Genomic DNA, 14126 nt, shown 5'->3' on the forward strand with positions numbered 1-14126 from the left:
TCTTCTATTGTAGTTGATGTAAAATGTCTGCCGGTTGATGTGCAACCCATTCAGGTTGATAGGTCATGAGGTCCTTCTCGTCACCAAATCCCCAAGTAACCGCTAGTTTTTTAATGCCAGTTTCTTGGGCGCCAATCATATCAAATTTAGTATCTCCGATAAGGACCACTTTTTCTGGATCCAATTTATGAGTTGCCAAAGCTTGACGAATGACATCTGCCTTATGCACTGCTTGCGGACTTGAACCATAGATGCCGTCAAAGAAATGATCGATTTCAAAATTAGCTGTCATATGGACTGCTGTCGGAGTATTTTTTGTTGTCGTGATATAGAGAGGATATTGTTGAGCTAGTTCAGTGAGTAGTTCCTTGATTTGTGGAAAGAGCTGAGCTTCGTAGACTCCTTTTTCCTTATAATAGGAGCGATAAAGCTGGATAGCTGACTCAATCTGCTCAGTTGGTAAGCAACTAGCGAAACTAGTTTCCAAAGGAGGTCCCATAAAACCACGGATGGTTTTTGCATCTGGACTAGGAATTCCCAGTTGTTCAAAAGTATAGGTGAAGCCATTGTGAATACCGATAGAGCTGTCCACAAGGGTTCCATCTAAGTCGAAAAAGATGGCTGATAGAGATGACATTGATTCTCCTAGTAATCTTGAAATTATTCGCCGAAGATTTCTTTTTGAAGGCGACGGCCTGTCGGTGTGGCTGCGAGACCACCTTCGGCAGTTTCACGAAAGGCAGTTGGGAGGCTAGAGCCTACTTGGTACATGGCATCAATGACTTCGTCAACTGGGATTTTTGATTCGATACCGGCTAGAGCCATATCAGCTGCGATGAAGGCGAAACTTGCCCCCATAGCATTACGCTTAACACAAGGGACTTCAACCAAACCTGCAACGGGATCGCAGATAAGACCGAGCATGTTTTTGATAACGAAGGCGATAGCCTGACTCGCTTGATAAGGAGTTCCACCTGCAGCTAGAGTTAGGGCAGCAGCGCTCATGGCAGAGGCAGATCCAACTTCGGCTTGACAGCCTCCTTCGGCTCCCGAGATAGAAGCGTTATTAGCAATGACGAGCCCAAAAGCACCGGCAGCAAAGAGAAAATCTAGTTGTTGTTCATGCGTTAAATCTAACTTTTGAATAGCAGATGTGAGAACTGCAGGAAGACAACCTGCGCTACCTGCAGTTGGTGTCGCACACACAAGGCCCATCTTGGCATTGTGCTCATTAACGGCAATGGCGTTACGGGCGGCAGACAAGACAGTGAAGTCTGATAAGGTCTTTCCTTTTTTGATGTAGTGGTCGAGCTTAGCTGCATCACCACCAGTCAAACCGCTACGAGATTTCTTTTCGCTGAGACCAAGCTCGACGGAAGCTTTCATGACTTCGAGGTTACGTTCCATGAGGAGGAGAACTTCTTCTCGCTCACGACCAGTTAGCTCATACTCAGTAGTAATCATGAGCTCAGCAACATTTCCTTGGAAATCAAGTTCGGCTTGTTCGACTAATTCTTTGATAGAGTAAAACATATTTTCTCCTATTGAAAGAAATTGACATTGTGCAAATGAGGAATTTTCCGAATTTCTTCGATAGATTCTTCACAGTTGCGACTATCAACTTCAATAATCATGATTGCTTTCTCGCCAGCTTTTTCTCGAGTTACATTCATCTGAGCGATATTGATACCAAAGCGAGAAAGAGCCTCAGTCACATGAGCAATCATACCTGGAACATCCTGATGAACGATGATGATGGTAGGGGTGTTCATGTTGAGAGATACGGCAAAACCATTTAATTCTGTCACCTGGATATTTCCACCGCCGATTGAAATTCCTGTTACGCTGATAGTCTTACGATCGTTCTTAACAGTGATTTTCGTAGTATTTGGGTGGGGAGCATTACTGTCCTTTTGGATGGTCCACACGATTTTAATGCCACGCTTATGGGCAATTTCTAAACTATTTGGAATTTCAGGATCATCCGTATCCATTCCCAAAATACCAGCTACAAGGGCAAGGTCTGTCCCGTGTCCACGATAGGTTTTTGCAAAAGAGTTAAAAAGCTGGAATTCAACCTCAGTTGGAGTATCATCAAAGATAGATGAAACGATTTTACCGATACGAACAGCTCCTGCAGTGTGACTACTAGATGGCCCAATCATTACTGGTCCAATGATATCAAAGACAGATTGAAAACGAAGTGATTGCATCTGTTTCCCCTTAAAAAGATTCTTACTTCTATTATAGCAAAGATTAGATGTAAGTGCTTAATTACTTTCTGAAATATATAAAAAGATTAAAAAGCTTTAATAACAAGGGTTTTGTAACAAAAAAGGGCTTTTTTAAGTAAATAAATCACAGTTTTGTAACATTTCTACACAAATTCGTTAACAAATAGTAACATTAGAAAGGTATCATGGTAGTATAAGAAAAAAGGAGAACTTTTTTAAATGAAATTAAACATTAAGACTAAACTTGCAGGATTTGCAGTTGTACTTGCTTTCCTTGCACCATCACTTACTTTTGCACAAGAATCAAAAACTTATACAGTTAAACCTGGAGATACTCTATCAGAAATTGCTGAGACTTACAACACAACAGTTGAAAAATTGGCTAAATTGAACAACATTAAAAACGTTGACCTCATCTATGTTGACCAAGTTTTAGTTATTGAAGGAGAAGCTCCAGTAGTAGCGGCGACTCCTGCAACGACAACTCCTGCACCATCTGCAAATACTGAAGCTCCGGTTTCAACACCAGCCCCAGCGACTGCAGAAGAAACTCCAGCAGTAGAAGAAACTTCTGCCCCAGCAGCTGCAACACCAGCCCCAGTAGCAGAAGAGAGCACAACACCAGCTGCGACTGTAAGCGGATCTGAAGCAGAAGCGAAAGAATGGATTGCTCAAAAAGAATCAGGTGGTAGCTACACAGCTACAAACGGACGCTACATCGGACGTTACCAATTGACAGATTCATACTTGAACGGTGACTATTCAGCAGAAAACCAAGAACGTGTAGCAGATGCTTACGTTTCAGGACGTTACGGTTCATGGACAGCTGCTAAGAACTTCTGGCTTAACAACGGTTGGTACTAAGAAATAAAAATAAGAGCCTTGAAAGGCTCTTTTTGTATGCCTTTTGATGAAAGACAATTTTTTAGAGATTAGTGATGGTAGATTCATTAATGCTGATGATGTTTACAGAATTTTTCACTCGAATTAGTAAGATGAACGGTTTGTTTCGTGAAATTCAGTCTAATCACTGTGGTTATTAGACTCTACTTGAGAACTGGAAGAATTAGAAGGTTGACCTTGTGTGTCAACACTATGATTTCCTTCACTGCCAGCACTATCAGACGAGTATTGCTCAGTTGCAGGTGCTTGAGAATTATTTATGCTTCCATATGATTCAGTGTAGGTTGGAGTGTAGTTGCTATCTTCTGAATTGTAGTTTTCTACTCCCTGAACGTTACTAGTCGTTTCAGTATGGTTAGACTTTTGTTCTTCTTTTTTGGTCAAGGTTTCAACTTGTTTTTGGAATTTAGAGATTAGTTCTTGAATTGGTTTTGTCTTTTCTTCAAGAGCAACTTGGTCGCTGGCAGAATTAATGTTTTTAATGATGTCTATTATTTTTTGCAAGGAAGTGATGGCTGTCTCAAGTGTTTGTTTATCTTGAAAATGGCTATCAGAATCCTTTATATCTAATTTCAAAGCTTTTTCACTATAATGATTTGTGACTTTATCGGCAGTAGAAGCGAGAAAGTCTGCTAATGTCTTTTTGCCTTCATCAGTAGTTGGTTTTAATTCTTGAATTTTTTTCCAATCTTCTATAATGGTTTCAGAATCAATATTGAAGTCTTTAATGGCGTTTTTTACTTGTTCGACATCTTGTTGATTTTTTTGTTGTTTGATGAGAGCAACATTCCCTCTCTCTGCTTGGATTTTTTCTTGATGGAGGACTAAGCCTGTCAAAAGTCCAATACCTGCAATAAGTGTAATAATAAAAATAGTATTTTTTGATTTTAGAATATCTTTGTAGTTGTTCACATTTGTTCTACGCACACGGATGATGGTGTATATATGGAATCATGTGCGCATTCCTCCTTATTAAAGTATATCATTTTTAGTTGATTTTAAAAATAAGTTTTTAAAGAGAATAGAGATTTAGGAATGGATTGACTTTTTTGTATCCTATCTTCATGTATTTATAAATGAGGTGGCTAGGTTTGTCAGCATCTTCCTTGTCTTCTCTAATCAAGCATGTTATAATGAAAACTGCTCAAACGACCTTCAATCGTGATAGCAAACACGACCTTCAATCGTGAATAAACGAATAGATGGGAGACATACCATGAGTGATAACTCTAAGACACGTGTTGTCGTGGGGATGAGTGGTGGTGTTGATTCGTCGGTGACGGCTCTTCTTCTCAAGGAGCAGGGCTACGATGTGATCGGTATCTTCATGAAGAACTGGGATGACACAGATGAAAACGGCGTCTGTACGGCGACCGAAGATTACAAGGATGTGGCTGCGGTAGCAGACCAACTTGGCATTCCTTACTACTCTGTCAACTTTGAAAAAGAGTACTGGGACCGCGTTTTTGAGTATTTCCTAGCGGAATACAGAGCAGGACGCACGCCCAATCCAGACGTTATGTGTAACAAGGAAATCAAGTTTAAGGCCTTTTTGGACTATGCGATGACCTTGGGAGCAGACTATGTAGCGACTGGGCATTATGCCCGAGTGGCGCGTGATGAGGATGGCATCGTTCACATGCTTCGTGGCGTGGACAATGGCAAGGATCAGACCTATTTCCTCAGCCAACTTTCACAAGAACAACTCCAAAAGACTATGTTCCCTTTGGGACATTTGGAAAAACCTGAAGTTCGCAGACTAGCAGAAGAAGCAGGCCTTGCGACTGCTAAGAAGAAAGATTCAACAGGGATTTGCTTTATTGGAGAAAAGAACTTTAAAGAATTTCTCAGCAACTACTTGCCAGCTCAACCTGGTCGAATGATGACTGTAGATGGTCGCGATATGGGTGAGCATGCTGGTCTGATGTACTATACGATCGGTCAGCGTGGCGGACTCGGTATCGGTGGACAACACGGCGGTGACAATGCTCCTTGGTTCGTTGTTGGAAAAGATCTAAGCAAGAATATCCTCTATGTAGGCCAAGGTTTCTACCATGATTCGCTTATGTCAACTAGCTTAGAAGCCAGTCAGGTTCACTTTACTCGTGATATGCCAGAGGAATTTACGCTAGAATGCACGGCTAAATTCCGCTATCGTCAGCCTGACTCTAAAGTGACTGTACATGTCAAAGGAGATAAGGCAGAGGTCATCTTTGCGGAGCCACAACGCGCCATTACACCAGGACAAGCAGTTGTCTTTTACGACGGTGAAGAGTGTCTCGGTGGCGGTTTGATTGATAATGCTTACCGTGATGGCAAGGTTTGTCAGTACATTTAGATTGACAAATGTTCTCAATTTGCTACAATAATAAAAGCAATAGAAATGATGGTCAAAGCTCATGGATGTTGCAGGCTTTTTTGTCCTGCACTTCTTACGAGTTTTGACTGTTTTTGTGTCGTTTAAAGGAAAGGACAACATGACTCAACAAGACTTTCGGACAAAAGTGGGGGATACGGTTTTTGGCGTTCGGGCGACAGCTTTGATTCTTCAAAACCGCAAGCTCCTAGTCACCAAAGATAAGGGCAAGTATTACACTATTGGCGGTGCGATCCAAGTAAATGAAAGCACGGAAGACGCGGTAGTCCGCGAAGTGAGGGAAGAACTGGGTGTTAAAGCTCAAGCTGGGCCACTAGCTTTCGTGGTTGAAAATCGTTTTGAACAGGACGGTGTTTCCTATCACAACATCGAGTTTCATTATCTGGTAGACTTACTTGAGGACGCCCCATTGACCATGCAGGAAGATGAGAAAAGGCAACCCTGTGAGTGGATTGACTTGGAAAAGCTTGAGGATTTCCAACTAGTTCCAGCCTTTTTAAAAACAGCCCTGCCAGATTGGGACGGCCAACTAAGACACATTCACCTTGAAGAATAGGAGAGAAAATGACTTATAATTTTACGGAAGAATACGATATTATTGTAATCGGTGCGGGACATGCTGGGGTCGAAGCTTCCCTAGCTGCGAGCCGTATGGGTTGCAAGGTCTTGCTTGCGACTATCAACATTGAAATGTTGGCTTTCATGCCTTGTAATCCGTCTATTGGTGGTTCTGCCAAGGGGATTGTCGTGCGTGAGGTAGATGCCCTTGGTGGCGAAATGGCTAAGACCATTGACAAGAGTTACATCCAGATGAAGATGCTCAACACTGGGAAGGGACCAGCTGTCCGTGCCCTTCGTGCGCAGGCTGATAAGGAACTTTACTCTAAGGAAATGCGCAAGACGGTTGAAAATCAAGAAAATCTAACCCTTCGTCAAACTATGATTGATGAGATCTTGGTGGAAGAAGGCAAGGTTGTCGGTGTTCGTACAGCTACCCATCAGGAATATGCTGCCAAGGCTGTTATCGTGACCACAGGGACAGCCCTCCGTGGGGAAATCATCATCGGAGATCTCAAGTACTCATCAGGGCCAAACCACAGCCTAGCTTCTATTAACCTAGCTGACAATCTCAAGGAACTTGGACTTGAAATCGGTCGTTTCAAGACAGGAACGCCTCCACGTGTCAAGGCTTCCTCTATCAACTATGATGTGACAGAGATTCAGCCAGGAGATGAAACACCAAATCACTTCTCTTACACTTCACGCGATGAAGATTATGTTAAAGACCAAGTGCCGTGCTGGTTGACCTATACCAATGGTACCAGTCATGAGATTATCCAAAACAACCTCCATCGTGCGCCTATGTTTACAGGTGTGGTTAAGGGAGTGGGACCTCGTTACTGTCCGTCGATTGAGGACAAGATTGTGCGTTTTGCGGACAAGGAACGCCACCAGCTTTTCCTTGAGCCAGAAGGACGAAACACAGAAGAAGTTTATGTCCAAGGACTTTCAACCAGTCTTCCTGAGGATGTCCAACGTGACTTGGTTCATTCCATCAAAGGTTTGGAAAATGCAGAGATGATGCGAACTGGTTATGCTATCGAGTACGACATGGTCTTGCCTCATCAATTGCGTGCAACGCTTGAAACCAAGAAAATCTCAGGACTTTTCACTGCGGGTCAGACAAATGGAACGTCTGGATATGAAGAAGCTGCTGGTCAAGGGATTATCGCGGGTATCAACGCAGCGCTGAAAATCCAAGGTAAGCCTGAGTTAATTCTAAAACGAAGCGACGGTTATATCGGGGTTATGATTGATGACTTGGTGACCAAGGGAACCATTGAACCTTACCGTCTCTTGACCAGTCGTGCAGAATACCGTCTCATTCTCCGTCATGACAATGCCGATATGCGTTTGACTGAGATGGGGCGCGAGATTGGGCTTGTTGACGATGAACGTTGGGCTCGTTTTGAAATCAAGAAAAATCAATTTGAAAATGAGATGAAGCGCCTAGACAGCATCAAACTCAAGCCAGTCAAGGAAACCAATGCCAAGGTTGAGGAGATGGGCTTCAAGCCGTTGACCGATGCAGTGACAGCCAAGGAATTCCTTCGCCGTCCAGAAGTTTCTTACCAAGATGTGGTAGCCTTCATCGGACCTGCTTCTGAAGAGTTAGATGACAAGATTATCGAATTGATTGAAACAGAAATCAAGTACGAAGGCTACATTTCAAAAGCCATGGATCAGGTTGCCAAGATGAAACGCATGGAAGAAAAACGGATTCCAGCGAATATTGACTGGGATGATATTGACTCTATCGCGACTGAAGCTCGTCAGAAGTTCAAGCTCATCAATCCAGAAACTATCGGGCAAGCTAGCCGTATTTCAGGTGTAAACCCAGCAGATATTTCCATTCTTATGGTGTATTTAGAAGGTAAAAATCGAAGCATTTCTAAAAACTTAGAAAAGAAAGCTGACTAAAAATAAAAAGCTGAATTCTCATTTTGAGAATTCAGTTTTTTTAGTTTTTTCTTCATTTTTCGAATTAAGAGAAAAGGAGAAATGACTATGCTGACAGTAGAAGAAAAAAATTTTTTAGACCGCTATAAAAGAGTTTCATATCATCGTTTTTATGAGATTGAACGCTTTGTTACCTTGTCTGAAAAGTTGAGCGAACGTCCGCCAAAGGCTGACAAGAACTAGACTTTTTGATATACTAGAACAAATTAAAATATAGGAGAGAGCGAATGAACGTATATGGCAGATTAGAAGACGAACCAACTCCAACTTGGATGGGAAGTCAGGATGCTCCAGTAGAAAATGAGGAGCAACTCGAGGTTGAAACTCGTCAGCCTGCCCGCTTACCATTTTTGAATATCCTCATTTTGAGTACTCTAGTGGTCCTTGTGTCCGTAATTTTACCCTTCTTCTTAGGGTTAATAAGTCCGGAGCAATCTCAGGATTTTTATATTGGATGGGCTATGCATCAGAGCGGAGATATCTACACAGATTATTTTGGAACTAGTGGTCTCCTTTATTACTTTTTACAGTATTTAACAAAGGGCAGTATTTTATTTGCCGTCTTTAATTGGTTGGCTTTAGTAGGTGCCGGATTCTTTCTTTTCCGTTCGGCTTACAATCTGACGGAACAAAATAAGCAATCGCAACAAGTATTGACAGTCTTTTATGTCCTGGCTAGTGCTCTTAGTTTTGGTGGGGGCTATGCAGCTATTCTTGCACTCCCATTCTTGTTCTATTCCTTGAGTTTAGTAACAGCTTATTTGGCAGAACCAAGTCTTGACAAAGGATTTATCCGTATTGGAGCTAGCTTAGCTCTAGCATTTTTCTTTGCACCTTTGGTTACAACTTTGTACGCCTTTGTCTTGTTTTTTGCTGTAACAGCTTTTAATGTTGGTCGCAAAAATTTGGCTCATGGTGTCTACCAATTTTTTGCAGCGGGCTTTGGTTTTTCAATTCTCTTTTATCCAATCGGATATTATACAGCTTATAAAGGTAGCTTTGGAAATGCGATTAGTCAAATCCTTTATCCATTAGATAGTTTAAACTTTACGTCTAACTCGGGATTACTCGACAATATCCTCTTTTATGGATTGTTAGCAATTGCTCTTGGAGCATTGACGCTAGCATTGACAGGTCTCTTCAAATATAAACCATTGAAGCAATCAGTCTTATCAATCACTGCTTCAATAGCTGTCATTTTGGTATTAGTTTTAGAAATTTTTTCTACGGATCTTATCAATGGTAGTCGTATGATTGAGTTCCTTCCTTTCTTATCGCTTCTTTTGCTGACACGAATTCCAACAGAGAAAGCGGAAGGAGCGAATCGCCGTAGACGATCTAGAGAAGAAACTTCGGTATGGGGAGCTTTTGTAAAAGGAAATGCCTATCTACCAATTTTGGCTCTCGTTTATCTATTTTCAGCCCCTCTAGTATCACGATATTTACTTCATGCAGAACTATATCAAGAACGTACAGCCATCGAAACCAAGGTCAAAGGGGAAACTCAAGCTACAGATCGTATCTATGTTTGGGATAATCTGACAAGTAGTTATAAGGCTAGTGAACGTTTAGCTGCGAGTCAGTTGCTTTCGCCTAGATTGCATACAGGACTTGGTGAAAATCGTACCAAGCTTGTTAATGATCTGAGAGATAATCAACCAAAGATGATTGTAGTGAATACAAAAACAAGTCTATGGACAGAAGTTGAGCAGCTCTTAGCTGAAAATTATCAAGCGGTTCAAAGTGAATTCAAAGATTTTAAACTCTACAAATTAAAATAAAAACTATCAATATCTTGTGTAATTTTAAAAAAATTTTATTTTTTGGCACAAGATATTGATTTTTATTTTTTTAGTGATATAATACTTTTTAGAATCAATATTATATTTAAGAAAAGGGTATGGATATGATTGTATTGGAAGAGAAGGCTGTCCCTGATCCGACTTTATTCGTCGAAAAACGTGACGGCAGACGTGTAATTTTTGATGTAGACAAGATTGACAAAGCGCTTCATAAGGCTGCTGAAAAAGTTATGGATGTAACCCCTTTGGTCGAAAAGCGACTTAGTACCCTAGTTGAACGTATCGTTGAAGAAATTCATAGCCGTTTCCCACAAGGTGTAAAAATCTATGAAATCCAAAATATCGTAGAACACGAATTGTTGGAAGCTAAAGAATACGCCTTGGCCGAGGAGTATATCACCTATCGAACTCAAAGGGATTTTGAGCGCTCAAAAGCGACAGATATCAACTTTAGTATTCATAAACTTCTCAATAAAGATCAGGCAGTTGTCAATGAAAATGCCAATAAGGATAGTGATGTTTTTAATACCCAGCGTGATTTGACGGCAGGGATTGTTGGGAAATCCATCGGACTTCAAATGCTTCCTAAACATGTGGCTAATGCCCATCAAAAAGGGGATATCCACTATCATGATTTGGACTACAGTCCCTATACCCCTATGACCAACTGCTGTTTGATTGATTTCAAGGGTATGTTGGAAAATGGTTTTAAGATTGGGAATGCTGAGGTAGAGAGTCCCAAGTCTATCCAAACTGCGACAGCACAGATTTCACAAATCATCGCAAACGTTGCATCAAGTCAGTATGGAGGCTGTTCAGCAGACCGTATTGATGAAGTTTTGGCTCCTTATGCAGAGAAAAATTACCAAAAACACCTCAAGGATGCGGAGGAATGGGTTTTGCCTGACAAGTGCCAAGAATATGCCTGGAAGAAAACCCAAAAAGACATCTACGATGCCATGCAATCTCTAGAGTACGAGATTAATACCCTCTTTACATCAAATGGGCAAACGCCATTTACCTCTCTTGGTTTCGGTCTAGGAACCAGTCGTTTTGAACGTGAAATTCAAAAGGCAATCCTGAATATTCGTATCAAGGGGCTTGGTTCAGAACACCGTACAGCCATTTTCCCTAAACTCATCTTTACTCTTAAAAGAGGTCTTAACTTAGAGGAAGGCTCTCCTAACTACGACATCAAGCAGTTGGCTCTTGAGTGTGCAACTAAGCGCATGTACCCGGATGTCTTGTCTTATGATAAGATTGTCGAGTTGACTGGTTCTTTCAAGGTTCCGATGGGATGCCGTTCATTCCTTCAAGGATGGAAGGATGAAAATGGAGTAGAGGTCAATTCGGGCCGTATGAACCTAGGAGTTGTGACAGTCAATCTTCCTCGTATCGCTCTTGAGTCTGAAGGCGACCTGAACAAGTTCTGGGAAATCTTCAATGAGCGCATGAATATCGCGGAAGATGCCTTGGTTTACCGTGTGGAAAGAACCAAGGAAGCCACTCCAGCTAATGCACCAATTCTTTATCAATATGGAGCCTTCGGTCGACGTCTTGGAAAAGAAGAAAGTGTAGACCAACTCTTTAAGAATCGTCGTGCAACTATTTCCCTGGGCTATATTGGCTTATACGAGGTAGCGACAGTCTTCTTTGGTAATCATTGGGAAAATAATCCAGAAGCCAAAGAGTTCACCCTTGATATTATTCGCGATATGAAACGTCGAGTAGAAGAATGGTCTGACCAATATGGTTACCATTTCTCTGTCTATTCAACGCCGTCTGAAAGTTTGACAGACCGCTTCTGTCGCTTGGATACGGAGAAATTTGGATCTATTCCGGATATTACAGATAAAGAATACTATACAAATTCCTTCCATTATGATGTCCGCAAAAATCCAACACCTTTTGAAAAATTGGACTTTGAGAAGGTCTACCCAGAAGCTGGTGCATCAGGTGGCTTTATCCATTACTGTGAGTATCCAGTTCTTCAACAAAATCCAAAGGCTTTAGAAGCTGTGTGGGATTATGCTTATGACCGTGTAGGTTATCTCGGAACCAATACTCCGATTGACCGTTGCTACAAGTGTGATTTTGAAGGAGATTTTGAACCTACTGAGAGAGGCTTTGCTTGTCCTAACTGTGGAAATAATGATCCTAAAACAGTAGACGTGGTTAAACGGACCTGTGGTTATTTAGGAAATCCACAAGCTCGTCCGATGGTTAATGGACGCCACAAGGAAATTGCTGCGCGTGTCAAACACATGAACGGTTCTACTATCAAAACAGCAGGACATGAAGTAAGAAATTAGAGAGAGATAGCATGGGAAAATATCAATTAGATGATAAAGGCAAGGCCTTGGTCCAACGATTCCACGAAAAGCATTCGAAAGGTGGAAGCAGCAAAAAAGACCGAGTGGCTAGCCTTAGAGAACAGTTTTTAAACAAAAACAAGAAAAAGTGAGAGTTGCCTCTCGCTTTTCTTATAGCAGGGAGGGGAATATGGAATTACGCAGACCGACATTGGCAGATAAAGAAGCTGTATTAAACATGATGGCAGAGTTTGAAAAGAGCCGATCAGCCCACGATGGAGGATTTTGGGATACTGAGAACTTTGATTATGAGGAGTGGCTAGAAACTAACCATAATAAAGAAATGGGAATAGGATTGCCGGAAAATCGTGTTCCATCAATTCAGTTCGTATTGTTTGATAAATCAGGCCATGCTTTAGGTTTTTTGAATCTACGGCTGAGACTAAATGAGGGGTTGCTGAATTATGCTGGCCATATTGGTTATTCCATCCGACCGTCTGAAAGAGGTAAGGGCTACGCCAAAGAGTCCCTCCGACAAGGTCTACAAATTGCTAAGGGAAAGAATATCAAACGAGCTTTAGTGACTTGTAGCACAGAAAATCCAGCAAGCCGAGCTGTTATCTTAGCTAATGGTGGAGAGTTGGAGGATGTTCGAAACGGGACGGAGCGCTATTGGATAGAGTTGGAGTAGAAGGATGACATGGAATACACCAAAGCCTGGTGAGTGGAAGAGTGAAGAGCTCAGTCAGGGGCGCATCATTGACTATAAGGCTTTTAACTTTGTCGATGGAGAGGGGGTGCGCAATTCTCTCTATGTAGCAGGTTGCATGTTTCACTGTGAGGGCTGTTATAATGTTGCGACCTGGTCCTTTAATGCAGGCATACCTTATACCCCAGAGTTGGAAGAGCAAATCATAGTAGACCTAGCCCAACCCTATGTTCAAGGCTTGACTTTATTAGGAGGAGAACCCTTCCTAAATACAGGAATCCTCTTGCCGCTCGTGAAACGTATCCGGAAAGAATTGCCAGAAAAAGATATCTGGTCTTGGACGGGATACACATGGGAAGAGATGATGTTGGAGACACCTGATAAACTGGAGCTCTTGTCAATGATTGATATCTTGGTTGATGGACGGTATGATAAAAGCAAGCGTAATCTCATGCTTCAATTCCGTGGCTCTTCCAATCAACGAATTATCGATGTACAAAAATCTATGCAAAGTGGAAAAGTAGTTATTTGGGACAAGCTTAATGATGGGAAGCAAAGCTATGAACAGGTGAAGAGAGAATGAAGAAAAAAGACTTAATAGAAAGACTAGTATCAGAAATAGAGTCCGGAAAAGTAAAAACGCTGGGTATTTACGGTCATGGGGCTTCAGGGAAATCAACCTTCGCTCAGGAATTGTATCAAGCCCTAGATTCTACTACAGTAAATTTGCTAGAAACAGATCCCTATATCACCTCAGAACGTCACCTGGTAGTACCAAAGCAAGCACCTGATCAAAAGGTGACAGCCTGTCTGCCAGTGGCGCATGAACTGGCAAGTTTGCAGAGAGATATTCTCGCCCTGCAGGCGGGTATGGATGTCTTGACAATCGAAGAACCTTGGAAAGCTAGTGAAATCTTGTCTGGTTCTAAACCAATTCTGATAGTCGAAGGGATGTCTGTGGGTTTTCTACCCAAGGAACTCTTTGACAAAACTGTCTGTTTCTACACGAATGAAGAGACAGAATTAAAGAGGCGTCTAGCTCGAGATACGACTGTGAGAAATCGCGATGCGTCCTTTATATTGGCTAGTCAGCAAATGAGACGAGAACAGTATCTGCAATACTATAAAGAAACCGAGTCAAAAGCGGATATCTTGATAAATCAATCAAATGATAAATTTCAGATCAAAACGAATATTATATAGAAGAAAAAATAAAAATTCGCTCTTCATTTATGCTTATTTGAGATAAGGAGCGATAAGAAAACAGTT

At 41.6% G+C, this 14126-nt stretch carries 15 protein-coding genes; 11 read left to right on the plus strand and 4 right to left on the minus strand.

The window, feature by feature from the left end; translation table 11 throughout:
* Positions 1–4 precede the first annotated feature (4 nt).
* Genes NML75_RS07135 through sdaAB form a run of 3 tightly spaced genes read right to left on the minus strand, consistent with a single transcriptional unit; the run spans position 5 to position 2213 of the window.
* Positions 5–637, minus strand: coding sequence for an HAD hydrolase-like protein (locus tag NML75_RS07135; protein ID WP_254804317.1), 633 nt, complete (start codon positions 635–637; stop codon positions 5–7).
* A 23-nt stretch (positions 638–660) separates the two neighbouring features.
* On the minus strand, positions 661–1533 hold the full coding sequence (gene sdaAA, locus NML75_RS07140; protein WP_004251056.1) for an L-serine ammonia-lyase, iron-sulfur-dependent, subunit alpha: 873 nt from the start codon (positions 1531–1533) through the stop codon (positions 661–663).
* Positions 1534–1541: 8 nt separating this feature from the next.
* Positions 1542–2213 carry an L-serine ammonia-lyase, iron-sulfur-dependent subunit beta gene (sdaAB, locus tag NML75_RS07145; protein WP_004251057.1) on the minus strand — a complete coding sequence of 224 codons (672 nt, stop codon included), beginning with the start codon at positions 2211–2213 and terminating at the stop codon, positions 1542–1544.
* 240 nt (positions 2214–2453) lie between these two features.
* On the opposite strand from sdaAB, the gene NML75_RS07150 reads away from it, so the two are divergent.
* Positions 2454–3098 (plus strand): LysM peptidoglycan-binding domain-containing protein, encoded by a 645-nt coding sequence (locus tag NML75_RS07150; RefSeq protein WP_049494420.1) that lies wholly within the window; start codon positions 2454–2456, stop codon positions 3096–3098.
* Between the two features lie 159 nt (positions 3099–3257).
* Here NML75_RS07150 and NML75_RS07155 read toward each other — a convergent pair whose 3' ends face one another.
* Positions 3258–4049, minus strand: a complete 792-nt coding sequence (locus NML75_RS07155; protein ID WP_070677872.1) for a hypothetical protein — start codon at positions 4047–4049, stop codon at positions 3258–3260.
* Positions 4050–4353: 304 nt separating this feature from the next.
* Between NML75_RS07155 and mnmA the strand changes: the two genes are divergently transcribed.
* The 10 genes from mnmA (at position 4354) to NML75_RS07200 (ending at position 14060) form a co-directional block, all read left to right on the plus strand.
* A complete protein-coding gene (gene mnmA, locus NML75_RS07160) occupies positions 4354–5475 on the plus strand; it encodes a tRNA 2-thiouridine(34) synthase MnmA (protein WP_070677838.1) in 1122 nt (373 codons plus the stop codon).
* A gap of 139 nt (positions 5476–5614) precedes the next feature.
* Positions 5615–6070 (plus strand): NUDIX hydrolase, encoded by a 456-nt coding sequence (locus NML75_RS07165; protein WP_070677840.1) that lies wholly within the window; start codon positions 5615–5617, stop codon positions 6068–6070.
* Between the two features lie 8 nt (positions 6071–6078).
* The gene (gene mnmG / locus NML75_RS07170; RefSeq protein WP_070677842.1) at positions 6079–7995 is read left to right on the plus strand and encodes a tRNA uridine-5-carboxymethylaminomethyl(34) synthesis enzyme MnmG; all 1917 of its coding nucleotides are present in this window, start codon (positions 6079–6081) and stop codon (positions 7993–7995) included.
* 87 nt (positions 7996–8082) lie between these two features.
* Positions 8083–8217 (plus strand): hypothetical protein, encoded by a 135-nt coding sequence (locus NML75_RS08820; RefSeq protein ID WP_024054483.1) that lies wholly within the window; start codon positions 8083–8085, stop codon positions 8215–8217.
* A 44-nt stretch (positions 8218–8261) separates the two neighbouring features.
* Complete coding sequence (locus NML75_RS07175; protein ID WP_254804318.1) at positions 8262–9815, plus strand: damage-inducible protein CinA; 1554 nt, start codon at positions 8262–8264, stop codon at positions 9813–9815.
* A gap of 125 nt (positions 9816–9940) precedes the next feature.
* The gene (nrdD, locus tag NML75_RS07180) at positions 9941–12148 is read left to right on the plus strand and encodes an anaerobic ribonucleoside-triphosphate reductase (protein ID WP_254804321.1); all 2208 of its coding nucleotides are present in this window, start codon (positions 9941–9943) and stop codon (positions 12146–12148) included.
* 11 nt (positions 12149–12159) lie between these two features.
* Complete coding sequence (locus NML75_RS07185; RefSeq protein WP_006149022.1) at positions 12160–12300, plus strand: hypothetical protein; 141 nt, start codon at positions 12160–12162, stop codon at positions 12298–12300.
* Between the two features lie 38 nt (positions 12301–12338).
* Positions 12339–12839, plus strand: a complete 501-nt coding sequence (locus NML75_RS07190) for a GNAT family N-acetyltransferase (RefSeq protein ID WP_254804319.1) — start codon at positions 12339–12341, stop codon at positions 12837–12839.
* A gap of 4 nt (positions 12840–12843) precedes the next feature.
* Entirely contained in the window at positions 12844–13440 is a 597-nt protein-coding gene (nrdG, locus tag NML75_RS07195; RefSeq protein WP_004251085.1) for an anaerobic ribonucleoside-triphosphate reductase activating protein, read from the plus strand.
* On the plus strand, positions 13437–14060 hold the full coding sequence (locus NML75_RS07200; RefSeq protein ID WP_004251086.1) for a uridine kinase family protein: 624 nt from the start codon (positions 13437–13439) through the stop codon (positions 14058–14060). Before nrdG ends, NML75_RS07200 begins: the two co-directional genes overlap by 4 nt.
* Positions 14061–14126: the final 66 nt, after the last annotated feature.

The sequence above is a fragment of the Streptococcus sp. CF4-3 genome, from assembly GCF_024295385.1.
Lineage (GTDB): Bacteria > Bacillota > Bacilli > Lactobacillales > Streptococcaceae > Streptococcus > Streptococcus infantis_I.